The 22,635-nt window shown below is 64.9% G+C and carries 21 protein-coding genes; 10 read left to right on the forward strand and 11 right to left on the reverse strand.

The features are described 5' to 3' along the window. Positions 1–252: 252 nt before the first annotated feature. Both ACNJX8_RS14890 and ACNJX8_RS14895 read left to right on the forward strand, forming a co-directional pair. Entirely contained in the window at positions 253–627 is a 375-nt protein-coding gene (locus ACNJX8_RS14890; RefSeq protein WP_091898495.1) for an Hpt domain-containing protein, read from the forward strand. Positions 628–793: 166 nt separating this feature from the next. Continuing rightward, on the forward strand, positions 794–1,114 hold the full coding sequence (locus ACNJX8_RS14895; RefSeq protein WP_091898497.1) for a 2Fe-2S iron-sulfur cluster-binding protein: 321 nt from the start codon (positions 794–796) through the stop codon (positions 1,112–1,114). A gap of 84 nt (positions 1,115–1,198) precedes the next feature. Here ACNJX8_RS14895 and ACNJX8_RS14900 read toward each other — a convergent pair whose 3' ends face one another. Then, on the reverse strand, positions 1,199–1,663 hold the full coding sequence (locus ACNJX8_RS14900) for an acyl-CoA thioesterase (protein WP_128938788.1): 465 nt from the start codon (positions 1,661–1,663) through the stop codon (positions 1,199–1,201). Between the two features lie 181 nt (positions 1,664–1,844). On the opposite strand from ACNJX8_RS14900, the gene ACNJX8_RS14905 reads away from it, so the two are divergent. The 3 genes from ACNJX8_RS14905 (at position 1,845) to ACNJX8_RS14915 (ending at position 4,221) form a co-directional block, all read left to right on the forward strand. Beyond that, complete coding sequence (locus ACNJX8_RS14905) at positions 1,845–2,873, forward strand: NAD(P)/FAD-dependent oxidoreductase (RefSeq protein WP_091898501.1); 1,029 nt, start codon at positions 1,845–1,847, stop codon at positions 2,871–2,873. Between the two features lie 104 nt (positions 2,874–2,977). Continuing rightward, positions 2,978–3,574 (forward strand): DUF2147 domain-containing protein, encoded by a 597-nt coding sequence (locus tag ACNJX8_RS14910; RefSeq protein WP_439361217.1) that lies wholly within the window; start codon positions 2,978–2,980, stop codon positions 3,572–3,574. Positions 3,575–3,864: 290 nt separating this feature from the next. Continuing rightward, positions 3,865–4,221, forward strand: coding sequence for a hypothetical protein (locus ACNJX8_RS14915; protein WP_128944789.1), 357 nt, complete (start codon positions 3,865–3,867; stop codon positions 4,219–4,221). 57 nt (positions 4,222–4,278) lie between these two features. On the opposite strand, the gene ACNJX8_RS14920 is transcribed toward ACNJX8_RS14915, so the two are convergent. After that, complete coding sequence (locus tag ACNJX8_RS14920; protein WP_249756707.1) at positions 4,279–4,548, reverse strand: hypothetical protein; 270 nt, start codon at positions 4,546–4,548, stop codon at positions 4,279–4,281. Positions 4,549–4,653: 105 nt separating this feature from the next. On the opposite strand from ACNJX8_RS14920, the gene ACNJX8_RS14925 reads away from it, so the two are divergent. Then, complete coding sequence (locus ACNJX8_RS14925; RefSeq protein WP_439361218.1) at positions 4,654–4,926, forward strand: hypothetical protein; 273 nt, start codon at positions 4,654–4,656, stop codon at positions 4,924–4,926. Positions 4,927–4,942: 16 nt separating this feature from the next. Here the strand turns inward: ACNJX8_RS14925 and garD are convergent, their stop codons facing one another. From garD to ACNJX8_RS14965, 8 genes are all read right to left on the reverse strand, one after another. Continuing rightward, positions 4,943–6,484: a galactarate dehydratase gene (garD, locus tag ACNJX8_RS14930; RefSeq protein ID WP_439361219.1), complete on the reverse strand. Its 1,542-nt coding sequence runs from the start codon at positions 6,482–6,484 to the stop codon at positions 4,943–4,945. A gap of 134 nt (positions 6,485–6,618) precedes the next feature. Beyond that, positions 6,619–8,067 carry an aldehyde dehydrogenase family protein gene (locus ACNJX8_RS14935; protein ID WP_439361220.1) on the reverse strand — a complete coding sequence of 483 codons (1,449 nt, stop codon included), beginning with the start codon at positions 8,065–8,067 and terminating at the stop codon, positions 6,619–6,621. A gap of 77 nt (positions 8,068–8,144) precedes the next feature. Further along, positions 8,145–9,488 (reverse strand): glucarate dehydratase, encoded by a 1,344-nt coding sequence (gene gudD, locus ACNJX8_RS14940; protein WP_439361221.1) that lies wholly within the window; start codon positions 9,486–9,488, stop codon positions 8,145–8,147. A gap of 25 nt (positions 9,489–9,513) precedes the next feature. After that, on the reverse strand, positions 9,514–10,458 hold the full coding sequence (gene kdgD / locus ACNJX8_RS14945; RefSeq protein WP_439361222.1) for a 5-dehydro-4-deoxyglucarate dehydratase: 945 nt from the start codon (positions 10,456–10,458) through the stop codon (positions 9,514–9,516). A gap of 123 nt (positions 10,459–10,581) precedes the next feature. Further along, a complete protein-coding gene (locus tag ACNJX8_RS14950; RefSeq protein WP_128932784.1) occupies positions 10,582–11,487 on the reverse strand; it encodes a LysR substrate-binding domain-containing protein in 906 nt (301 codons plus the stop codon). Between the two features lie 121 nt (positions 11,488–11,608). Continuing rightward, complete coding sequence (locus tag ACNJX8_RS14955; protein ID WP_164940520.1) at positions 11,609–12,961, reverse strand: MFS transporter; 1,353 nt, start codon at positions 12,959–12,961, stop codon at positions 11,609–11,611. A gap of 297 nt (positions 12,962–13,258) precedes the next feature. After that, positions 13,259–15,211, reverse strand: a complete 1,953-nt coding sequence (locus tag ACNJX8_RS14960; RefSeq protein WP_128932786.1) for a hypothetical protein — start codon at positions 15,209–15,211, stop codon at positions 13,259–13,261. 91 nt (positions 15,212–15,302) lie between these two features. After that, positions 15,303–16,385: a lysylphosphatidylglycerol synthase transmembrane domain-containing protein gene (locus tag ACNJX8_RS14965; RefSeq protein WP_439361223.1), complete on the reverse strand. Its 1,083-nt coding sequence runs from the start codon at positions 16,383–16,385 to the stop codon at positions 15,303–15,305. Positions 16,386–16,812: 427 nt separating this feature from the next. Here ACNJX8_RS14965 and ACNJX8_RS14970 point away from each other — a divergent pair, with 427 nt between their 5' ends. The 3 genes from ACNJX8_RS14970 to ACNJX8_RS14980 all read left to right on the forward strand — a co-directional run bounded on the left by ACNJX8_RS14970 (position 16,813) and on the right by ACNJX8_RS14980 (position 21,532). After that, entirely contained in the window at positions 16,813–17,319 is a 507-nt protein-coding gene (locus tag ACNJX8_RS14970) for a YciE/YciF ferroxidase family protein (RefSeq protein ID WP_439361224.1), read from the forward strand. Positions 17,320–17,610: 291 nt separating this feature from the next. Further along, the gene (locus tag ACNJX8_RS14975) at positions 17,611–19,020 is read left to right on the forward strand and encodes an MFS transporter (RefSeq protein WP_439361225.1); all 1,410 of its coding nucleotides are present in this window, start codon (positions 17,611–17,613) and stop codon (positions 19,018–19,020) included. Positions 19,021–19,132: 112 nt separating this feature from the next. Further along, positions 19,133–21,532, forward strand: a complete 2,400-nt coding sequence (locus ACNJX8_RS14980) for a bifunctional diguanylate cyclase/phosphodiesterase (RefSeq protein ID WP_249756701.1) — start codon at positions 19,133–19,135, stop codon at positions 21,530–21,532. A 4-nt stretch (positions 21,533–21,536) separates the two neighbouring features. On the opposite strand, the gene ACNJX8_RS14985 is transcribed toward ACNJX8_RS14980, so the two are convergent. After that, entirely contained in the window at positions 21,537–21,971 is a 435-nt protein-coding gene (locus ACNJX8_RS14985) for a hypothetical protein (RefSeq protein WP_439361226.1), read from the reverse strand. A gap of 79 nt (positions 21,972–22,050) precedes the next feature. Here ACNJX8_RS14985 and ACNJX8_RS14990 point away from each other — a divergent pair, with 79 nt between their 5' ends. Beyond that, entirely contained in the window at positions 22,051–22,632 is a 582-nt protein-coding gene (locus tag ACNJX8_RS14990; RefSeq protein WP_439361227.1) for a hypothetical protein, read from the forward strand. Positions 22,633–22,635: the final 3 nt, after the last annotated feature.

Here is a 22,635-nt window from a genome sequence, read left to right on the forward strand (position 1 = left end):
TTGGCAGAGCGTCTCGAATGAAATGCCCGCGATTAAGACAATCTTAATCATCGTTAACAGGATCGGGCCGTAACGCCTTAGCAATAAATGCAATTCTCCACCGGACTTGGCCGATTGCGGCAACTTTTAGTCAACAAACCGGCGGATCTGCGTCAAACAGCCCAAACATTTCGGTAACCATTTTCATGCTTGGGTGGGAGGAACCTGACCGCCGGACCGGCGGGACCATCGCGCGATGCCGGGGCCTGGGTCATGACACCTGAACTGCAACGGATGGACTGGATGCCCTCGCCCCCGCTTGCACCCATCGATAGCCCGCTCGACCTCGATCACCTCTCGCGCATGACGCTCGGCGATGCCCAGCTGGAACGGGAAGTACTGGCGATGTTCGCCGAGCAGGCGGCCCGCCTGATTGCGGCGATGACGGCGCTGCCGGCAGAGGCCGGCGCACTTGCCCACAAGCTCAAGGGTTCGGCTCGCGGGATCGGCGCCTTTGCGGTGGCCGATGCCGCAGCCAGCCTGGAGACCGCGATCCGGACCGGCCATGGCCGGCCCCACGCCCTTGCTGCCTTGAAAGAGGCGGTAACCGAGGCCCGCACCGCCATCGAGGCGATGCTGAAGCCTTAAGCGCGGACTGTCAGAACCAGGTTCTACTCTTTTGTTTTGACGCGTTTTCTTGCCGCGAAGCGGGATTCACGTCGCGCGAAAACGCTATGGCGCCGGGCGGACCGACCCGTTATAGGACAGCCGGGACCCCTCCTTCATTCCAAGCACCGCGGCAGCACGAGCACACATGGCCAAGATTCACTTTGTCGACCACAAGGGCGAAACCCGCACGGTGGAAATCGAGAACGGCGCAACCGTGATGGAAGCCGCCATCCGCAACAGCATTCCCGGCATCGAGGCCGAATGCGGCGGCGCCTGTGCCTGCGCGACCTGCCATGTCTATGTCGACGAAGCCTGGCGCGAGAAGGTCGGCAGCCCGACGCCGATGGAAGAGGACATGCTCGACTTCGGCTTCGACGTGCGCCCGAACTCGCGGCTGTCCTGCCAGATCAAGGTCTCCGACGACCTCGACGGGCTCGTCGTCGGGACGCCGGAACGCCAGGCCTGATCTTCCCTTCAATAGGGCATGATCTTTCCGGAAAACCGCTGCACGCTTTGCAGCTAGCGCGGCCCTTCGGGTCCGGATCATCGATTAGGCGCGCGGCGCGACCTCGATGCCGCGTTTGTGCCAAGGTCGTAGCTTTGCGATCACTTCCGCAGTGAGCGGCGTCGGCCGCCGCGAGGCTTCGTCGATCATCACACCGACCGAATTCGCCGACGCGATGCACTTTCCTTGCGAGAATACGACCTGCTCGAAGGTCACCGAGGTTCGTCCGAGCTTCACCACGCCGAGGCCGAGCTCGATCGTGTTCGGCCAGTGCAGCTCGGCGCGGAAATGGATGTCGAGCCGCACCATGATCCAGGCAAGACCCGGCGGCGTCAGCCCATATTCCGGCAGCTTCATCAGCGTGACACGGCCGGTCTCGAAATAGGTGGCGTAGACGGCGTTGTTGACGTGCTGGTTGGGATCGAGATCGCCGAAGCGAACGTTGTCGCTGAGGCGATAGGGGTAGTCTTCCAGGCGCGGCGTCGTATCGAGGCGGCTTGGTGCGTTCACCGATTGATCTCCGTCATATCCTTCCTCGTTACAACCCAGTTATTTTGACCCGGCAAGTGGGTGCGGCGGCCGGGTGCTCCGCTTTTATGCCTTCCCTGTTCCATCCCCGTTGGCTAGACAGGCAGGGTCACCTCGGCCCAAAGGGCGCCGTCCAACCGATAACGACCGATAAAGAGACGACATGAGCGACGTGATCAAAACCGATGTGCTGATTATTGGCGCCGGCCCCTGCGGTCTGTTCGCCGCCTTCGAGCTCGGCCTTCTCGACATGAAGGCGCATTTCGTCGACATCCTCGACAAGGTCGGCGGCCAGTGCGCCGAGCTCTATCCGGAAAAGCCGATTTACGACATTCCCGGCATTCCGCAGGTCTCGGGCCAGGGGCTGACCGACGCGCTGATGGAGCAGATCAAGCCGTTTCATCCGACCTTCCATCTCGGCGAGATGATCGAGACCGTGGAGAAGATCGGCGATCCCGCCTTTCGCTGTACCACCGACGCCGGCAAGGTGTTCGAATGCAAGGTGGTGGTGATCGCGGCCGGTGGCGGCTCGTTCCAGCCCAAGCGCCCGCCGGTGCCGGGGATCGAGGCCTACGAAGGCACTTCGGTGCACTACGCCGTGCGCAAGATGGAGACGTTCCGCGACAAGAACGTGCTGATCGTCGGCGGCGGCGATTCCGCGCTGGACTGGACGCTCAATCTGCATCCGATTGCCAAGCGCATCACGCTGCTGCATCGGCGCGACGAGTTTCGCGCCGCGCCCCACAGCGTCGAGCAGATGCGCGCGCTGGTCGCGGGCGGCAAGATGGATCTGAGGCTCGGGCAGGTCACGGCGCTCTCGGGCGCTGATGGCAAGCTCTCCGGCGCCACCATCAAGGGCAACGACAACGCCATGACCGAAATTGCCTGCGACACCATGCTGCCGTTCTTCGGCCTGACCATGAAGCTCGGCCCGGTCGCGAACTGGGGCATTGCGCTGGAGAACAATCTGGTGCCGGTCGAGACGTCGGCGTTCGAGACCAACGTATCAGGCATCTTCGCCATCGGTGACATCAACACCTATCCCGGCAAGATCAAGCTGATCCTGTGCGGCTTCCACGAGGGCGCGCTGATGTCGCAAAAAGCCCATCGCTACGTCTATCCGGAGAAGCGGCTGGTGTTCCAGTACACGACCTCATCCTCCAGCCTGCAAAAGAAGCTCGGTGTCAACTGACGGTGCTGAGCAGGAGGCGATGCCCCATGTTTCTGGTGCTGGAACCATTCGCGAAATCGCCGTAGTCTGCGGCCATTCCAGTCGTGGAATAGCAAGGTGATCTAATGCGGAATTTCCTGTCCAGCTCTCGGCTGCTTCCCTTCCTCGCGCTCACGTTGTCGCTTCTTGCGGTGACACGGTCTGCGGCGCAGACCGCCGAGCCTACGGCGGCGGGCCTCTGGCAGAAGGTCGAAGACGGCAAGACAGTCGGATGGTTCCTCTTCGTCGACCACAACGGCATCTTTGAAGGCGTGATCGCAAAAACCTTCCCGCGGCCAAGCGACGATCCGAACGAGGTTTGCTCCAAGTGCACCGACGATCGCAAGAACGCGCCGGTGCTCGGCATCTCCTTCGTCCGCAACATGAAGCGCGAAGGCTTGAAGTACGAAGGCGGCAACGTGCTCAATCCGCGCGACGGTCAGATCTGGAAGGCCAACATGAAGGTCAGTCCTGATGGCCAGACCCTGACGCTGCGCGGCTATCTCGGCATCGCGTTGCTCGGCAAGGACGAGACCTGGACGCGCCTGCCGGATGCCTACATGGCCCAGGTCGATCCTGCCATCGTGGCAAAATATCTCCCTGCGCAGGCCGCTGCCACGAAGCCGGCGGCACCCGCGACGAAAAAGGGCGGCGCGATGATGGCGCCGGCGCCCAAGCAGTAAGGGCGTCCCTCGCGCACTGTGCCGCCTGGTCGGCAGTAGCTCCACACATCATCATTCCTCGTACTGGCGGGGAAGACGGAAAGTCGGCGGCGGCCATATCCGCCGAAAGACGAACGCGCCGCGGGCCCGCTCCAGTAGTTGCCCGGAATGCAAGCTGGCGCCGGATTTGCATAGCTATCCGCAAAGCTGCTGGGGGAACGAGTCGCTGCCTTCACGCCTTTCGCCGAGCCGCGGAAGGCGGTCGGCGCGCGTTGTCCCCCCGCGGCGATCATGTCGACCGCGGAGACGATATGCGACTTGTAAGATTGTGTGCGCCGCCATTGCTGGCCCTGACAGCGCTCTTGGCGACATCGGCGCTGGCGCGCGACGACGGGCGCTATGCCAACTCGCCGTTAAAACCCTGGTTCGAAAGCCTGCACAGCGAATTCGGACAGTGCTGCTCCGACGCCGACGGCTACGTCATTGCCGACGTCGACTGGGAGTCCGATCGCGGCCGTTACCGCGTCCGCATCGACGACGAATGGGTCGTGGTGCCCGACGGTGCGGTGATCACTGTGCCTAACAAGATCGGCCGCACCATGGTGTGGAAGCACTATATCGATGGCCATCCGCGCGTGCGCTGCTTCATGCCGGGCAGCATGACGTAGACCCGCGTGTCATTCCGGTCGGCGCTGGGCGCCGAACCCGGAATGACAAAGCGAAGCTTAGTGCGCCTGGTTTTCCGAACCCGCGCTCGCGAGCCGCTTGACGCGCGGGGTCAGCACTGAAACCTGCGCGGGTGAGGCAGGCATGCCGGCGACGATCATCGCAGGGCTTGCCGACTGCTCCTCGACGCCGGCGCCGCCGAGCACCTGCACTTGCGTCGCCGAGATTGGAAACGAGGTCACTTCGTAAGAGGGAAGCTCGCTGGCAAAGGCACCGGCCGAGCTTGCAATCATGGCGCCGGCAAAGGCAATCATCGCGAGAACACGCATTGGAAAATCTCCGTGGAAGATGTCAATCGGAGGTTTGGTCGCGTCGATGCCGGGCCAGGTTCGCTCGTGTGCGAACATTCGCATTGCCTTCGGGGCAGATATTGATTGCTTGACGCGAAGGGACGAAACGCGGACGAAGTTTTTCGCGGCAATGTTTCCGGACGGTTTCGCGGAACCGCCGATGCACCCTGCCTAACGCTCTTGCAGATCAAGCTGGGGAGATTTGACCGGGGCGGCGGCCGCGGGAAAGCGCAGGCTCATCGTCGTGCCGCAGCCGGGCGCGGCAGAGACGAACGGTTGCGCGCGGCGATTGCGGACCTGATCACGCGCAGCCTGCCTGTCACGCTGGGCGACATGCACCTGATCGACAGTCAGTGAGGCCGGCTCGCCAGCCTCAGGTCACCGGCGCCGGATTGAACAGCGTGAGGTCGTTGTGGATGCCCCAGCGGTCCGACCACGGTTTTGTGCGGCCGCTGGCGACGTCAAGGATCAGGCGGAACAGGTCCCAGCCGGTTTCCTCGATGGTCTTCTCGCCGGTGGCGATGCGGCCGGCGTCGAAGTCGATCAGGTCCTTCCAGCGGCGGGCGAGCTCGCTGCGGGTGGCGACCTTGATCACGGGCGCGGCCGCAAGGCCGTAGGGCGTGCCGCGGCCGGTGGTGAAGACTTGCAGCGTCATGCCGGAAGCGAGCTGGAGCGTGCCGCAGATGAAGTCGGACGCGGGTGTCGCCGCGAACAGCATGCCCTTCTGCGTCGCCTTCTCGCCGGGCGATAGCACGCCGGTGATGGCAGACGATCCGGACTTGACGATCGAGCCCAGCGATTTCTCGACGATGTTGGCAAGGCCGCCCTTCTTGTTGCCGGGCGTGGTGTTGGCGCTGCGGTCGGCGCCGCCGCGGGCGAGATAGGAATCGTACCAGGCCATCTCGCGCACCAGCGCGCGGCCGACGTCTTCGTTGATCGCGCGCCGCGTCAGGAGCTGGATGGCGTCGCGCACCTCGGTGACTTCCGAGAACATCACGGTGGCACCGGCGCGCACAAGGAGGTCCGCGGCGAAGCCGACGGCGGGGTTCGCGGTGACGCCGGAGAAGGCGTCGCTGCCGCCGCATTGCAGGCCGATGACGAGATCGGAGGCCGGGCAGGTCTCGCGCTTGCGGGTGTTGAGCACCTTCAGCCGTGCCTCGGCCTGAGTCATGATGGCATCGACGATGGCACCAAAGCCGTCGAAGGCTTCGTCCTGCATGCGCACGATGGCATCGCTGACGCCTTCCGGTACCAGCCGCTCAGGCGCGAGCTTCTCGCAGCCGAGGCCGATGACCAAAATCTCGCCGCCAAAATTCGGGTTGAGCGCGATGTTCTGCAGCGTGCGGATCGGCACCACAGCGTCGGGCGCGGTGATGGCGACGCCGCAGCCATAGGCGTGCGTCAGCGGCACGACGTCGTCGACATTCGGGTACTTCGGCAAGAGCTCGGCGCGGATGCGCTTCACCGCATACTCCATCGTGCCCTTGACGCATTGCACGGAGGAGGAGATGCCGAGGATGTTCTTGGTGCCGACCGAGCCGTCGGGATTGCGATAGCCCTCGAAGGTGAATCCTTCGAGCGGCGGCAGCGGCGCCGGGACGGCGGTCGAGATTTCGAGCTTGTCGAGGGCAGGGGCCTCCGGCATGCGAATGCGGGCTTCGTCCACCCATTCGCCGGCCAGGATCGGCGACAGCGCGTAGCCGATCACCTCGCCATAGCGGACGATCGGCGCGTCTTGTGCGATGTCGACCAGCGCCGTCTTGTGCCCCTGCGGCACGAAGGTGCGCAGCGTCAGCCCGCAGGCAAAGCGGGAGCCGGCGGGAAGCCCGAAATCATTGACGACGATCGCGACATTGTCGCGCTCGTTGAGCTTGATGTAGCGGGGCTGCTCTTTCGCTGCGACTGACTGGTCCATCTGCTCTTGCCTCAGAGACTGAATCGTAGGGTGGGCAAAGGCGCAACGCGCCGTGCCCACCATGCTTCACACCGAACATAAGCGGTGGGCACGCTTCGCTTTGCCCACCCTACGATATCTACGATATCGGCCTATCAACCCGGATTGGTATAGGCAGTCTTCACCGCAGTGTAGAACTCGCGGGCATAGGAGCCCTGCTCGCGGGCGCCGTAGCTCGAACCCTTCCGGCCGCCGAACGGCACGTGATAGTCCACGCCAGCAGTCGGCAGATTGACCATCACCATGCCGGACTCGCTGTTGCGCTTGTAGTGCGAGGCGTATTTCAGGCTGGTGGTGCAGATGCCGGAGGCGAGGCCGAACTCGGTGTCGTTGGAGATCGCCAGCGCCTCGTCGTAATTCTTCGCACGGATGACGGCGGCGACCGGGCCGAAGATCTCTTCACGGGCGATGCGCATGTTGTTGTTGGCTTCGGTGAACAGCGCCGGCTGGAGGTAGTGGCCGGGCGTCTCGCGCTTGAGCAACTCGCCGCCCCAGGCGAGCTTGGCGCCCTCGTCCTGGCCGATCTTGATGTAGCGCAGGTCCTGGTCGAGCTGGCTCTGGTCGACCACCGGGCCGATATGCACGCCGGCCTTGAGTGCGTCGTCCACCGACAGGCCCTTCAGGCGTTCGGCCATCGCCGCGACGAAGCGGTCATGGATGCCTTCGGTAACGATCAGGCGCGACGAGGCGGTGCAGCGCTGGCCGGTGGAGAAATAGGCGCCGTTGACGGCGACCTCGACGGCGGTCTTGAGGTCGGCGTCGTCGAGCACGACCAGCGGATTCTTGCCGCCCATCTCGAGCTGGAATTTCTTCATCGGGTTCGACAGCACGCAGGCCTGCGCGATCTTGCGGCCGGTCTGCACCGAACCGGTGAAGGAGATCGCCGCCACATCCGGGTGGTCGAGCAAGGTCTGGCCGACCACGGAGCCGGAGCCGACCACGAGGTTGAACACGCCGGCGGGGATGCCGGAGCGGGTGATGATCTCGGCGAGCGCATGGCCAGAGCCGGGCACCAGCTCAGCCGGCTTGAACACCACGGTGTTGCCGTAGCAAAGCGCGGGCGCGATCTTCCAAGCGGGGATTGCGATCGGGAAATTCCAGGGCGTGATCATGCCGACAACGCCCACCGGCTCACGGGTGAGCTCGACGTCGAGGCCGGGACGCACCGAGGCGCCTTTCTCGCCGATCAGGCGCAGCGCTTCACCGGCGAAGAACGCGAAGATCTGGCCGGCGCGGGCGACCTCGCCGATGCCTTCCGGCAGCGTCTTGCCTTCCTCGCGGGCGAGCAGGCGGCCAAGCTCTTCCTTGCGGGCGAGGATTTCGAGAGAAACCTTGTTCAGCGCGTCATAGCGCTCCTGCGGCGTCGAGCGCGCCCAGGTGGGGAAGGCGGCCTTGGCGGCGGCGATCGCCTTCTCGGTCTGCGCCTTGTCGGCCTTGGCATATTCACCGACGAGGTCGTTGGTGTTGGAGGGGTTGATGTTCCTGGTGACGCCGGAGCCGTCGACCCATTCGCCGCCGATGAAGTTCTTCAGGATTGCCGTCATGTATTCCTCCTTGTTCAAGGGGCATGATCCTATCGGAAAACCGGTGTCCACTTTTCCGGGATCATGCCTGAAGTTTCTTAGCGCACGAGGCAGGGACGCTTGTCGTCGAAGGTCCAGCCGGGGATCAGGTCCTGCATGGCAATAGCGTCATCACGGGCGCCAAGTCCATGCTGCTTGTAGAGGTCATGCGCGGCGTCGACGGCCGCCCTGTCGATTTCGATACCCAGGCCCGGCCTATCGGGAACGGCAATCTTGCCGCCCTTGATCTGAAGCGGCTCCTTGGTGAGCGCCTGGCCGTCCTGCCAGATCCAGTGGGTGTCGATCGCGGTCACCTTGCCGGGTGCAGCGGCGCCGACATGGGTGAACATGGCCAGCGAAATGTCGAAATGGTTGTTGGAGTGCGAGCCCCAGGTCAGGCCGTTGTCGCGGCAGGTCTGGGCGACGCGGACCGAGCCTTGCATGGTCCAGAAATGGGGATCGGCGAGCGGAATGTCCACCGCACCGAGACGCAGCGCATGGGAAAGCTGCCGCCAGTCGGTGGCGATCATGTTGGTCGCGGTCGCCAAGCCCGTGGCGCGGCGGAACTCGGCCATGATCTCCCGGCCGGAGAAGCCGGCCTCGGCGCCGCAGGGGTCCTCGGCATAAGCGAGGATGCCATGCATGTCCTTGCAGAGGCCGATCGCTTCGTCGAGCGACCAGGCGCCGTTTGGGTCGAGCGTCACGCGCGCGTTGGGGAAGCGCTTGGCAATCGCGGTGACGGCCTCGATCTCCTGCTCGCCGCGGAGCACGCCGCCCTTGAGCTTGAAATCGGCGAAGCCGTAATGGTCGTGGGTGGCTTCCGCGAGCCGCACTACGGTCTCGGGCGTCATCGCCTCCTGATGGCGGAGGTTGAACCACTCGGCCTTGCCGGTCTCGCCGTTGACATAGTCGAGCTTGGATTTACGGCGGTCTCCAACGAAGAAGAGATAGCCGAGCGTCTCGACGCTCTTGCGCTGCTGGCCTTCGCCGAGCAGCGCCGCGACCGGCAGGTTGAGATGTTGGCCGAGCAAATCGAGCAGCGCGGATTCGATCGCCGTGACCGCGTGGATCATGACGCGCAGGTCAAACGTCTGCTTGCCGCGGCCGCCGGCATCACGGTCGGCGAAGGCGGTGCGGATATCGGCGAGGATGTTGTTCATCGCGCCGACGGTCTTGCCGATCACGAGATCGCGGGCGTCCTGCAGCGTCTGCCAGATCTTTTGTCCGCCCGGCACCTCACCGACGCCGGTGTGACCGGAATTGTCGGTGAGGATGACGATGTTGCGGGTGAAGAACGGCGCATGCGCGCCGCTCAAATTGAGGAGCATGCTGTCGCGGCCCGCGACCGGGATCACCTGCATCGCCGTGACGACCGGTGCGCCAGAGATCTCAATCTGGGCCATCGCACGCTCCTCCTGTTGTCGTCCGTTATTCTGCCGCCTGTTGTGTCGAACGGATGGCGGGCAGATTCTTCACCAGCGCGGTCAGTTCCGCCATCTCCTGCTCGGTGAGATCGGTGAGCGGCGGACGGACCGGACCGGAATCGCGGCCGATCACTTTCATGCCGGCCTTGATGATCGAGACCGCATAGCCCTTCTTGCGGTTGCGGATCGCGATCAGCGGCAGGATGAAGTTCTTCAGGCCGGCATGGATCGTCTCATGGTCGCGCTTGCGCACGGCGGCGTAGAAGTTGGTGGCGAATTCCGGCACGAAGTTGAACACGGCCGAGGAATAGGTCGTCACGCCCATGTCGAGATAAGGCAGCGCGAAGGTCTCCGCGGTCGGCAGGCCGCCGATATAGGTCAGGCGGTCGCCGAGCTTGGTGTAGACGCGGGTCATCAGCTCGATGTCGCCGATGCCGTCCTTGTAGCCGACGAGGTTCGGGCAGCGCTCGGCGAGACGCGCGAGCGTGTCGGGCTGGAGGATGGCGTTGTCGCGGTTGTAGACGATCACGCCGATCTTCACGGCGGCGCAGACCGCCTCGACATGGGCGGCGAGGCCCTCCTGCTCGGAATGGGTCAGATAGGGCGGCAGCAGCAGCAGGCCATCGGCGCCGGCCTTCTCGGCACCAACGGCGATCTCGCGGGCGATCGCGGTGCCGTAGCCGGTGCCGGCGAGCACGGGCACGCGGCCCTTGGTCTCCTCGACGGCGATCTTGACGATTTGCGGAACCTCGGTCGGCGTCAGCGAGAAGAACTCGCCGGTGCCGCCGGCGGCGAACAGGCCGGCGACGTCATAGCCGCACAGCCAATCCATGTTGGCGCGGTAGGTCGCCTCGTCGAAGGAGTAGTCAGCCCTGAACGGCGTGACGGGGAAGGACAGGAGGCCCGATCCGATCTTCTGGGCCATTTCCTGCGGGGTCATCTTGCTCATGGGCGCGGCTCCCTTCTTGCGTGTTGTGGAGGACGCAAGCCTGCGCGTCCATGCGCCGGTGTTTAGGAGACCGTTCGATGCGCGTCCAAGCCAAAGCCTATATCGACTGATGCAGATTGAGTATCAATCCTCCGCCACCTCCACCGAGGACAATTCACCAGCGATTTTGACGAGGGCCGAGAGTAACGGATTCTCGTCGTCGCGGCGCCAGACCATGAAGAGCTCGACGGGAACGCGGGTACGCAGCTTCAGCGGCCGCAGCCGCACGTCGGCGATCTTCAGGCTTGCCGCCGCCGCCGGCACGATGGCGAGGCCAAGGCCGGCACGCACCATGGCGAGGATCGAGTGGATCTGGCTGAGATGCTGGACATAGCGCGGCAGCACGTCGGCGCGGGTGAACAGCGCCACCAGCAGATCGTGGAAGTAGCGGCTCTCATAGGGCGAATACATCACGAAGGGCTGGTCGTCGAAATCCTTGATGGTGATGGTCTCCGCATTCGCCAACGGATGCTTCTTCGGGATCGCCGCGAGCAGGGGCTCGGCGACGACGCGGCGGCTGGCAAGCTCGGGCCGCGCGATCGGCGGCCTGAGCAGGCCGGCGTCGATCTGGCCCGAGGTCAGCGCCTCGAACTGGTCGCCCGACACCATCTCCTTCAGTGAGAAGTCCACCTCCGGCAGCTTGGCGCGGCAGGCGGCGACGAGCTCAGGCAGGAAGCCGTAAGCCGCGGCGGCCGTGAAGCCGATCTTCAGCGAGCCGGTCTTGCCGAGCGCGATGCGGCGGGCGACTTGCGAGGCGCTTTCCGCAAGCTTGAGGATGCGCCGTGCCTCCGGCAGGAAGCTGCGCCCCGCAGGCGTCAGGCGCACCGAGCGGCTGGTGCGCTCCAGAAGCGGCGCATCGATGATGTGCTCGAGCACCTGGATCTGCCGGGACAGTGGCGGCTGCGTCATGTTCAGCCGCGCGGCGGCGCGGCCGAAATGCAGTTCCTCCGCCACCGTGACGAAACAGCGGAGCTGGTTGAGGTCGAACATCGATACATGCCTTAGATGGATAAGGCGTTTCCCCGGCACTTCTAGCATCGATCACCCCCAAAACAAAGACGGCGGCTGGGAAGCCGCCGTTGAGTTGCCTGGTCAAGCTCCCATGGAGCCCTCAGGAGGAACTTTTGAGCGTCACCCGCTCGATCTTGCCGACGACCACGAGATAGGCGAACGCCGCCACCAGCGCGTTGAGGCCGACGAACACCAGTGCGCCGTTGAACGAGCCGGTCGCGGCCAGGATGTAGCCGATCACGATCGGCGTGGTGATCGAGGAGAGATTGCCGAAGGTGTTGAACAGGCCACCGGAGACGCCGCCGGCTTCCTTCGGCGAGGTGTCGGAGACGACCGCCCAGCCGAGCGCGCCGATGCCCTTGCCGAAGAAGGCGAGCGCCATGAAGCCGACCACGAGCGCCTGTCCGTCGACATAGTTGCAGGCGATGATCGACATCGACAGCAGCATGCCGCCGACGATCGGCATCTTGCGCGCCATGGTCAGCGAGCCCGTCCTGCGCAAGATGGCGTCGGAGATGATGCCGCCGAGCACGCCGCCGATGAAGCCGCACAGCGCAGGCAGCGTCGCGACGAAGCCGGCTTGCAGGATCGACAGGCCGCGCTCCTTGACGAGGTAGACCGGAAACCACGTCAGGAAGAAATAGGTCAGCGTGTTGATGCAGTACTGGCCGAGATAGACGCCGAGCATCATGCGGTTGGAGAGCAACTGGCGGATGTGGTCCCAGCCGGAGCCGGCCCCGGGGGCACGCTCGCGCAGCAGATCGTCCTTGGGCGCGTCGAGATCGACCAGCGCGCCGCCTTCCTTGATGTAGTCGAACTCGGCGTCGTTGATCGAAGGGTGCTCCTTCGGGCCATAGATGCTCTTGATCCAGACCAGGCCCATGACGATGCCGAGCGCGCCCATCACGAAGAACACGAAGCGCCAGCCATAGGCGTGCGCGATCCAACCCATCAGCGGCGCGAAAATCACCGTCGCGAAATACTGTCCCGAGTTGAAGAATGCGGATGCGGTGCCGCGCTCATTGCCCGGAAACCAGGCGGCGACGATGCGGGCGTTAGCGGGGAAGGAGGGCGCTTCGGCGATGCCGACCAGGAAGCGAAGTGCGAACAGCACGAGGACGGCGGTGCCGGCGCTGAAGAAGCCGACCCAGCCCTGCATCATCGTGAAGATCGACCAGACGATAATGCTGAAGGCATAGACGAGACGCGAGCCGTAGCGGTCGAGCAGCCAGCCGCCCGGCACCTGCGCGATCACATAGGACCAGCCGAACGCCGAGAAGATGTAACCCATGGCGACGGGATCGAGGTGCAGCTCCTTGGAGAGCGCGGGGCCTGCAATCGACAGCGTGGCGCGGTCGGCATAGTTGACGGTGGTGACCAGGAACAACATGGTCACGATGAACAGCCTGACGCGAGACCTCTTCACGTCCGCTGCGGACACCACTGCGCTCATCACGCGCCTCCTTAGAACTCGAACATTTCCTCAAGGCGACTCCTAGAGGCGCGCGCGGCAAAGTGTCCAAGTTCAAGGCAGTATCGATCGATGCCGTTTTTGGATTGATGGAACGGCAGGGAGAGGGAACGTTACGTGGAAATTGCAAACGCGCTCTCCACGCACTCCGCTGTCATTCCCCGCGAAGGCGGGGAATCCAGTACGCCGCAACCTCTCGATTCAATCACGGCTGTCACGGAGCACTGGATCGCCCGATCAAGTCGGGGCGATGACAGCGTGCGTGTGGCGGCAGCGTCGCTACTGCCGCGCGCTTGGTAGCAGCTGCGGCAGAAATCCGCGCGTCACATCCGGCGGAGCGGCGTCGAGGCCGAGCACGGCGCTCGCGGCGGGCAGTGCGGCGTCCGCCATCGCAGCGTGGCCCTCGGCGCTTGGATGCACGGCGCCGCCATAGACGGCGGAGAGCACGCCCCAGGTCGCGTCATGGATGTCCGTCGGCTGGCTCGCGGCCGGCAATCCTTGCGGATAGGTCATCGCGGCAAAATAGCTGTCGTTGGCGTCGCGGATCCAGCGTGCGCGCGGCAGATAGGCGCGGTATTCCGAAGCGCCGCGCCCGCACAGCATCGGCTGGCTCGCCGCCGTCACGATGTCGGGATTGAAGCTCTGGCCGTTCTCGGCAAAGCAGGTGCGGTCGAATTCGGGATCGTTGCCCGAATGAGCGCAGAAGCCGTGATCGGCGAACGCCGCCTGATGCGTGTCGACGAAGGTCATGCGATCGGCTTCGGGATCCCGGCAGAGCGCGCCGCGGGTGCAGGTGGCGAGCCCTTTCAGCTGCGGCAGGAATTCGGTGTCGACGAAGGTCGAGACGCGGGCCAGGCGCTGCGGATCGGCGTTGAAGGACGGATGGATGTCGAAGCCAGCGCGGCCGCCGCGGCAGGGCACGCCGCCATCGGCGAGCGCCGGGTTGGCGTAGGAGACGTAGACCACGTGCGAGAGATCGCCGCCGACCAGCGGCTTCAGCGCCTCGCGGAGCTTGACGAAATTCTGCGGCAGCTCGCGCGCCAGCGCATCGCGGGAATCGTCGACGCTCGCCATCACGCCGGAGCGACGGAACAGCGCGCGCTCGGTCGCGGTGTCGACGATGACGTCGGCGACGAGACCGGAAAAATAGACGTCGTTGGCGCCGACCGACAACAGCACGAGATCGAGCGTGCGGTCGGGCTGGCGCTTCTTCGCCGCGGTGAGCGCTTCGCGCAGCTCGGCGACCTGCGCGTTCACGCTGGTGTTGCAGACGCCGGTCTTGCCCGGCGGACACTCGCGGGCGCGCTGCGAGCCGAGCAGTCCGTCGCCGATGCTGGCGCCGGTGCAGGCGAGCGGCAGGAACGTCACGGCGATGTGGGTGTAACGCACCGCGAGCGCCAGCGCGGTGCGGGCCTGATAGCTGTAGAGCGAGCGGTGGCAGGGCGCGTTGAACCACAGCGCACTGTAGCGTTGCCAGTTGGCGAGCGTATCCGGCGCCTCGCAGGCGCGGCCACCCTTGAAGCCGTGGCGGCTCGGCCGGTAGTACTGCGCCCCGGCGGTACCGAGATAGGAGCGGAAGCAAAAACCTTCGTCCGACAGCGCCAGCGGCCGGTCCGGATTGCCTTCGCCGGAGGCGATGCTGTCTCCTAAGCCGGCGACGAAGATGTCGCGGACCTGGATCTCGGCCTGGACCCGCTGGGTCGGATCGGAGCCGGAGGAGACGTCGACGGTCGCGACCGTCTGCTTGCCGTAGCGGACGCGCAAATTGACCGGCTCGGCGCAGTCGAAGGTCGAGGCTTGCGGCCCGTCGCCATCGTCGAACGACCAGGCGCAGGTGGCGCCGACCGGCACTGCGCCGACGAGGCGCACGGTGACGGGATGGTCGATCGGGGTGAGGTAGTTCTCCTTGACGTTGTCGCGGGTGCAGGGCTGGTTGACCCGGCCCTGGAGGTCGATGCAGAGCCGGTTGACCATGTTGCGGGCCCAGCCGCGGCCCTCGCTCTGAAGCTCCAGCGACTGCTCGGCGGCCAGGATGCTGCGGTTACGCGCATTCTCGACATGGAGCAGGAAATCGCGCTCCTCGCGGAACAGGCGGAAGCGGTTGCGCACCTCCCAACTGATCTGCATGGCGCCAGCGTCCTGCGCGGCGGCGCGCTCGAGCGGCAAGGCGGATAGAATCCCGGCAAGCAGCAGGGCGCCTGCGGAGAGGATGCGAAAGGGAAGAGGAACCATGGTCCGCGTGTTCAACGGCAAAGTTGGGGCGGAAATAAGAGAGGATTGTTGTCCCGCCCGCAACCTTAGTCTGACGCTCCTGCTGACCCGCCTATCGCTTGCCGGCCTGCCGCAGCGTCCGCTCGCGCTCCATCGCGGCCACCTGCTGGGGCAGGTTGGCCTGGGCGCAGGCCTCCGCCAGCCGTCGCCGCTCCTGCCACGGCGCGACCACGTTCATCCAGAGTTCGCGCGCGCCCATGATGGAGATGGCGAGACCGAACGGGATCACGAAATAGAGAAGGCGGAACACCAGCAGCGTCGCCAGAAGCTGCTCGCGGCCGAATTCGGGCAGCGCTAACAGCATGGCGGCATCGAACACGCCGATCGAGCCGGGCGCGTGGCTGGCAAAGCCGAGAAGCGTCGCCAGGATGAACACCACGGCGAGCGACATGAAGTCGATTGACGGACTGGCCGGCATCAGCAGGTACATCGCCGTGGCGCAGAAGCCGAGATCGACCACGCCGATCAGGATCTGCACCAGCGTCAGCGGCGTCGAGGGCAGCACCACCTTCCAACCCTTCTGGCCGAGCTCGCGCCGCTTCTCGCCCATGCAAAGCCAGACCAAATAAGAACCGATCGAGGCGAGGCCGCCGAGCGCGATCAGCCGGTTGATCGACGACGGCAGCTGATCCATCGCGGACGCCGCATCCGGATGGATGGCCATGCCGATCGAGAGCACGAAGATGTTACCGAGCCAGAAGGTCAGGCCCGACAGGAAGCAGATCTTCGCGACGTCGATCGCGTTCAAGCCGTAATCCGAATAGATCCGGAAACGGATCGCGCCGCCGGTAAAGACGGTGGCGCCGATGTTGTGGCCGATCGAATAGGACGTGAAGCTGGAGAGCGCCGCGATGCGATAGGGCACGTGCTTCTTGCCGATCGTTCGCAGTGCAAAAAAGTCGTAGAAAGTCAGGGTGCAGAACGCGAAGAAGACGCAGATCGCCGCCAGCCCGATACTTCCGCGGGGAATCTCGGTCAACGCCGTCAGGATGACCCCGGTATCGATGCCCTTGAGGGTCCGCACCAGCGTGGTGACCGCGAAGGCGATGATGCAGACGCTCGCGGCAATGCCGAGCCGTCGCCAGCCGATCCATTTATTGAAGCCGCGTCTCAGCGCGGGCAGCAGTCCGTGCATTCATCCTCCCGGCGGGGGGCAAGACCGATCCAGCCAGGTATTGGCAAGTCGGGTACGATGACGGCCAAAGTCGGGCGTCGATCGGTTGGCATGATCCAGCTCATTTAAGGCAAAAACAGCGGCTTGTGCAGCCCTTGACAACAATAGGTTCTGCGTTGGACCAGCCACTTTTGTCATATGTGGTTCACATCTGACGCGCGTTAAGCATATGAGTCGCGAAACGCGGTTCGGACGGCGCATTCATGTTCAAGAGGATGGTTTCAAATCCTGCCGCCATCCGCGTTGTTCCAGCGCAAAGCGATGGGCGTTTTGGAACGTCGATACCGCGTGCTCGTTGGGCCCCATCAGCAGCCGAACATGGCGGAATAATGGGGCCTTTCGTGCAGGCCAATACCGCCGTGTTCCCGAAACCGAGAGGACCGGAACGATGGGACTGTTCACAAAAGACATCAAAACCATGAACGACCTGTTCGTGCACCAGCTCCAGGACGTCTATTACGCCGAGCAGCAGCTCACCAAGGCGCTGCCGAAGATGGCAAGCAAGGCTACCGATCCGCAGCTGAAACAGGGCTTTTTGACGCACCTCGATGAAACCAAGCAGCATGTCACGCGTCTCGAGGAGGTGTTCAAGATGCACGGCATCGCCGTGAAGGCGGTCGACTGCCCGGCCATCGACGGCATCATCGAGGAAGCCGACGAGACAGCCGGCGAGGTTGCCGACAAGGCCGTGCTCGATGCTGCGCTGATCAATGCGGCCCAAGCCGCTGAGCATTACGAGATCGCCCGCTACGGCAGCCTGATCGCCTGGGCCAAGCAACTCGGCCGTAACGACTGCGCGGCGGTGCTTGCCAAGACACTCGAGGAAGAGAAGGCGACCGACAGGAAGCTGACCACACTCGCCGAGAGCAAGGTAAATCTGCGCGCGGCGAGCTGATGAAGGTGGTAGTCAACGAAGCGCCGCGCGATGGTTCGCGCGGCGCTTCTGCTTCTTCACTTCCGCTGTTGTCCTCCGCGAAGGCGGGGCACCCAGTACGCCGCGGCGCCGATTGGGTTTCATAAATTCCGTTGCGGAGTCCTGGATCGCCCGATCAAGTCGGGTGATGACACCGCGGATATCGCGGGCTTTGCGCGGACACTACCTCACGTCCATCCTTCGTCCATTATCGAAACATGATAGCGGGCTGGATGGGTATATTTCGCATGGGGCTGCAATCGAGGTGGCAGCATGCGAGCAAGCACCATCAAATATCAAACCTTGGACAATGCGCGCGCCGCGTCGCGCGGCGGCTCGCATCTTGCAACCTCCCTCACGCTTGCCGCGATGAGCCTCGGCTACGGCGTGGTGCAGCTCGACGTCACCATCGTCAACACCGCGCTCGATGCAATGGGCAGGGCGCTCGGCGGCGGCGTTGCCGAGTTGCAATGGGTGGTCAGCGCCTACACCATCGCGTTTGCCGCTTTCATCCTGACGGCCGGCGCGCTGGGCGACCGGATCGGCGCCAAGCGCGTCTTCATGGCGGGGTTCGCCATCTTCACCGCGGCCTCGCTCGCCTGCGCGCTGTCGCCCAATGCGGTCGTGCTGATCGCAGCACGGCTGGTTCAGGGCCTGGCGGCGGCGATCCTGGTACCGAATTCTCTTGCGCTGCTCAATCATGCCTATGCGGACGACCGCGAGCGTGGTCGCGCCGTTGCAGTCTGGGCCGCCGGAGCAAGCCTTGCGCTCACCGCCGGCCCCTTTATCGGCGGCGCGCTGATCACGCTGGTCGGCTGGCGCGCGATCTTCCTGGTCAATCTGCCGATCGGGCTCGCCGGCCTGTGGCTGAGCTGGCGTTACGCCAGCGAGACCACGCGGGCGTGCTCGCGCGAGATCGATCTGCCCGGCCAGCTGGCCGCGATCGGTGCGCTGGGCGCGCTCGCCGGTGCAATCATCGAAGGCGGGGCGCTCGGCTGGGACCATCCAGCCGTGATCGCAGCCTTTGTCGGAGCCGCCGTTCTCGCCGTGCTCTTCGTTTGGCGCGAGAGTCGCGCGGCGCAGCCGATGCTGCCGCTGTCGTTGTTCGGCCACCGGCTGTTCACGCTGACCTCGCTCGTGGGGCTGCTGGTGAACATCGCGATCTACGGCCTGATCTTCGTGCTCAGCCTGTATTTCCAGAGGATCAACGGGCTGTCGGCGTGGTGGACCGGGCTTGCCTTCGTGCCGATGATGGCGGCGGTGCTGCCGGTCAATCTGCTGGCGCCGCGTCTTTCCGAGCGCATCGGCCCGTGTCCGACCATCGTCGTCGGCGCCTGCATCTCGGCACTCGGCTGTCTCGGCCTGCTCTGGATCGAAGCCGGGACCAGCTATTGGACGATCTGCGCGCAGACGATCGCGATCAGCGGCGGGCTCGGCCTCCTGGTGCCGCCGCTGACGTCGACGCTGCTCGGCAGCGTCGAGAAGGCGCGTTCGGGCATCGCGGCCGGCGTCCTGAACGCGACGCGGCAGACCGGCAGCGTGCTCGGCGTTGCTCTGTTTGGTTCCTTGGTGGCGTCGGACCGTGCGTTCATGACGGGGCTGCATTTGTCGCTCGTCGTTTCGGCGGCCGTCTTGCTGATCGCCGCCGGCGTGATCGGAATCGGTGCGCCGCCGCGAGGATGAACAATGTGAGCGAACGCACACATCTCCTATTCACCATTCCCCGAACAGGTTTGTAGCCAGTTACCGATCATCCATCTCTGTCGGGTCAAGTGCCGGTTGATAGGGGCCGGCAATGTATCAAGTTCTCTTTTGTCTTACCGACGAGCACGATTGGCGACTGGTCGCGCTTGGCGGCGCAGTGTGTCTGCTCGCCAGCGCGGCGGCGATCAGCTTGTTTCAGCGCGCACGCGCGACGCACGGCCCCGCGCGTCTGGCCTGGATCGCCCTGGATGCCGCCGTCAGCGGATGCGGCATCTGGGCGACGCATTTCATCGCGATGCTCGCCTACGGGCCGGGCGGCGCCGGCGCCTACAACATCCCAGTGACGCTCCTCTCCTTGATCCTTGCGATCTCCGTGAACTTCGTGGGGCTAAGCATCGCGGTATCGTCCTCGCGCCCGGTGTGGATCGCCCTTGGCGGCGCGATCGTGGGCAGTGGTGTAGCCGCGATGCATTACACCGGTATGGCGGCGCTGGAGATACCGGCACGGGTGGACTGGATCGGAAGCACGGTCGCCGCCTCGGTGCTGTTCGGAATCGTCTTCGCCGCCTTCGCACTGTTCATCGCCGCGCGGCGCGACGACCTCTCCCATGCACTGACGGCGACCACGCTGCTGACGGTCGCCATCGTCGCGCATCATTTCACCGCGATGGGCGCGGTGCTGCTGACGCCGGATCCGACGCGCGCGATCAGCGGGCTTTCCATCCCGCCGGCCTCGCTGTCCTTCCTCACCGCCAGCGCCGCGGTCGCCATCATCGCGATTGCGCTCGTAGCCGCGCTGCTCGACCGCCGCGCCAAGGGCGTACTGGGGCGCCAGCAGATTGTGCTGGACAGCGCGCTCGAGAACATGTCGCAGGGACTGTGCATGTTCGACGCGGACGGCAAGATCATCCTGTTCAACGAGCGCTATGCCGCGATGCTTCGTCGTACCGACATCCTGCTCACCGGCCGCCTTCTGGTCGACGTGCTCAGGGAAGAGCAGGCCAAGGGCCAGTGGCAGGGCGACGCGGATGAATTCTTCGCTCGCCTCGTCGCCGACGCGCGCGAGGGCCGCACCACGACTGACGTCGTCAACCGGTTCGGCCGCTCCATCCGCGTCGTCAATCAGCCGATGCAGGGCGGCGGCTGGGTCGCGACCTTCGAGGACATCACCGAATGGCTGGAGGCGCAGGCCAAGATCTCGCACATGGCGCGCCATGACGCACTGACCAGCCTGCCGAACCGCGTGCTGTTCCACGAACAGCTCGAGCAGGGACTGCGTCGGACCAATTCGGGCGACCAGCTCGCTGTGCTTTGTCTCGATCTCGATCACTTCAAGGACATCAACGACTCGCTCGGCCATCCCATCGGCGATGCGCTGCTGAAGGAGGTCGGCCGCAGGCTGAAGACGACCGTCGGCGAACACGATACCGTGGCGCGGCTCGGCGGCGACGAGTTCGCGGTGGTCCAGATCGGACGTTCCGAGGAAACCGCTGCGAGGTCCCTTGCCGGGCGCCTCGTCGAGGTGATCTCGGCACCTTATGAGATCGACGACCATCAGATCGTGATCGGAGTCTCGATCGGCATCGCGCTGGCGCCGCAGGACGGCAACAATCCGGACGAACTCCTGAAGAACGCGGACCTCGCCCTCTACCGCGCCAAGGCGGACGGCCGCGGCACCTATCGCTTCTTCGAGACCGGCATGGATGCCCGCGCGCAGGCACGGCGCCTCCTGGAAATGGATCTGCGCGCGGCGCTGCAACGTGACGAGTTCGAAGTGTACTATCAGCCGATCCGTGACGTCGCGAGCGGTCGCGTGGTCGCTTTCGAGGCGCTGCTGCGTTGGAACCACCCGCAGCGCGGGCTGATCGCGCCGATCAGCTTCATCCCACTGGCCGAGGAGACCGGACTGATCGTTCAGCTCGGCGAGTTCGTGCTGCGTTCCGCCTGCACGGACGCGGCCACCTGGCCCGACGATGTCGACGTCGCCGTCAATCTCTCGCCGGTGCAGTTCAAGAGTCCGAACCTCATCGCATCGGTGACCGAGGCGCTGGCCGCCTCGGGACTCGATGCGCGCCGCCTCGAGCTCGAGATCACCGAATCGGTGCTGCTTCAGAACAGCGAGGCGACGCTGACGACCCTGCACGAGTTGCGCGCCATGGGCGTGCGGATCTCGCTCGACGATTTCGGCACCGGCTATTCGTCGCTGAGTTATTTGCGCAGCTTCCCGTTCGACAAGATTAAGATCGACCGCTCGTTCGTGTCGGAGCTGGCGACGCGCGAGGATTCCATGGCGATCATCCGCGCAGTGACCGGCCTCGGCCGCAGCCTCGGTATCGTCACGACTGCGGAAGGCGTCGAGAACGACGCGCAGCTCGAGCTGCTCCGGCGCGAAGGCTGCACCCAGGCGCAGGGCTATCTGTTCAGCAAGCCGCGGCCTGCTTCCGATGTGGCGATGATGCTGGACGGCCCGCGGCTACGCGCGTCGGCTTGATGGTCTAGCCGCGGCGCAGTGCGAAATGCGCGCCGCAAAATGCCATCACGGCGCCGAGACACAGCGCAGCGAGCCCGGTCAGCACGCTCGAGACGGTCGGGATCGGGCTCGGTGCCGAGGCCACCTGGCCCGCGCCCGCAAGCAGCAGCACGCCGACCGCGATCAGGAATTGGCGCATCCGTTGCGGGATCTGTCCGGAAATCGCGCTCTGCATCATGGTCGCCGTGAAATAGCCGCCGGAAAAGCCGACGGTCGCGATCAGCCACCAGGCGATTGCCGCGCCGGCCGGGATGAACTCATGCGCGTCGGAGCGCCAGAGGCCGCCGAGGTCGAGCCCGTAGCGCGCGCCCAGCATGTGCACCGCGAGCGCGAGCAGCACGCCGGAGATCATTGCAGCGCCGAGAATCAGGCGGCGCGGAAAAAAGGTCGTCTCAGCCATGCCCCGCTTGTAGGATGGGCGAGGGCGGTCGCGCAAGCGGATCGCGAACCGGATCGCGCGGACGGGATTGATTGTCGAGATGCAGGTTTCGGATGCTGGGGCAGTCACGAGCTATGCCTACAAGGCGTCGCTGATCGGCTCGGCACATTGCTTCGAGCTGACGGAGCAGGGGCTGTCCTGGCACGTCGCCGGGCGCTCCGCGGTGTGGCGCTATGACGAGATCAGCGCGATTCGGCTGTCGTTTCGCCCGGTGTCGATGCAGCAGCACCGCTTTCGTGCCGACGTCAGCCACGCCAGCGGTGGGCGTATCGCGATCCTGTCGACGAGCTGGCAGACCGCGGCGCTGATGGCGCCGCAGGACAGCGGCTTTCGCGCTTTTCTCGTCGCGCTGCATGAGCGGATGGCGAAGGCGGGGAGCCGGGCGACGCTGAGCGCGGGCCTCGGCCGCAAGACCTATGCGGCGGTGCTGGCTTTCCTGGCGGTGCTGACGGTGGCGATGGCGGGTCTGTTGATCCGCGCGCTGATGATCGGCGAGTTCGCCGGCGCGCTGTTCATCCTCGGCTTTGCCGCCCTGTTCGCCTGGCAGGTCGGCGGCTTCGTGTGGCGCAACCAGCCGCGGAGCTACAGCTTCGATCAACTGCCCCGGTCCTTGCTGCCATAGACC

The sequence above is a fragment of the Bradyrhizobium sp. SPXBL-04 genome (assembly GCF_051853035.1).
Taxonomy (GTDB): domain Bacteria; phylum Pseudomonadota; class Alphaproteobacteria; order Rhizobiales; family Xanthobacteraceae; genus Bradyrhizobium; species Bradyrhizobium zhanjiangense.

What these genes read in the sequence shown, in the direction of transcription:
- ACNJX8_RS14975 (WP_439361225.1), top strand. Translation starts at nt 17,611, where the DNA reads ATGCGAGCAAGCACCATCAAATATCAAACCTTGGACAATGCGCGCGCC.
- ACNJX8_RS14990 (WP_439361227.1), top strand. Translation starts at nt 22,051, where the DNA reads ATGCAGGTTTCGGATGCTGGGGCAGTCACGAGCTATGCCTACAAGGCG.
- ACNJX8_RS14890 (WP_091898495.1), top strand. Translation starts at nt 253, where the DNA reads ATGACACCTGAACTGCAACGGATGGACTGGATGCCCTCGCCCCCGCTT.
- ACNJX8_RS14935 (WP_439361220.1), bottom strand. Translation starts at nt 8,067, where the DNA reads ATGACGGCAATCCTGAAGAACTTCATCGGCGGCGAATGGGTCGACGGC.
- ACNJX8_RS14895 (WP_091898497.1), top strand. Translation starts at nt 794, where the DNA reads ATGGCCAAGATTCACTTTGTCGACCACAAGGGCGAAACCCGCACGGTG.
- ACNJX8_RS14960 (WP_128932786.1), bottom strand. Translation starts at nt 15,211, where the DNA reads ATGGTTCCTCTTCCCTTTCGCATCCTCTCCGCAGGCGCCCTGCTGCTT.
- ACNJX8_RS14910 (WP_439361217.1), top strand. Translation starts at nt 2,978, where the DNA reads ATGCGGAATTTCCTGTCCAGCTCTCGGCTGCTTCCCTTCCTCGCGCTC.
- ACNJX8_RS14965 (WP_439361223.1), bottom strand. Translation starts at nt 16,385, where the DNA reads ATGCACGGACTGCTGCCCGCGCTGAGACGCGGCTTCAATAAATGGATC.
- ACNJX8_RS14905 (WP_091898501.1), top strand. Translation starts at nt 1,845, where the DNA reads ATGAGCGACGTGATCAAAACCGATGTGCTGATTATTGGCGCCGGCCCC.
- ACNJX8_RS14980 (WP_249756701.1), top strand. Translation starts at nt 19,133, where the DNA reads ATGTATCAAGTTCTCTTTTGTCTTACCGACGAGCACGATTGGCGACTG.
- ACNJX8_RS14950 (WP_128932784.1), bottom strand. Translation starts at nt 11,487, where the DNA reads ATGTTCGACCTCAACCAGCTCCGCTGTTTCGTCACGGTGGCGGAGGAA.
- ACNJX8_RS14970 (WP_439361224.1), top strand. Translation starts at nt 16,813, where the DNA reads ATGGGACTGTTCACAAAAGACATCAAAACCATGAACGACCTGTTCGTG.
- garD (WP_439361219.1), bottom strand. Translation starts at nt 6,484, where the DNA reads ATGGACCAGTCAGTCGCAGCGAAAGAGCAGCCCCGCTACATCAAGCTC.
- ACNJX8_RS14985 (WP_439361226.1), bottom strand. Translation starts at nt 21,971, where the DNA reads ATGGCTGAGACGACCTTTTTTCCGCGCCGCCTGATTCTCGGCGCTGCA.
- ACNJX8_RS14955 (WP_164940520.1), bottom strand. Translation starts at nt 12,961, where the DNA reads ATGAGCGCAGTGGTGTCCGCAGCGGACGTGAAGAGGTCTCGCGTCAGG.
- kdgD (WP_439361222.1), bottom strand. Translation starts at nt 10,458, where the DNA reads ATGAGCAAGATGACCCCGCAGGAAATGGCCCAGAAGATCGGATCGGGC.
- ACNJX8_RS14920 (WP_249756707.1), bottom strand. Translation starts at nt 4,548, where the DNA reads ATGCGTGTTCTCGCGATGATTGCCTTTGCCGGCGCCATGATTGCAAGC.
- ACNJX8_RS14915 (WP_128944789.1), top strand. Translation starts at nt 3,865, where the DNA reads ATGCGACTTGTAAGATTGTGTGCGCCGCCATTGCTGGCCCTGACAGCG.
- gudD (WP_439361221.1), bottom strand. Translation starts at nt 9,488, where the DNA reads ATGGCCCAGATTGAGATCTCTGGCGCACCGGTCGTCACGGCGATGCAG.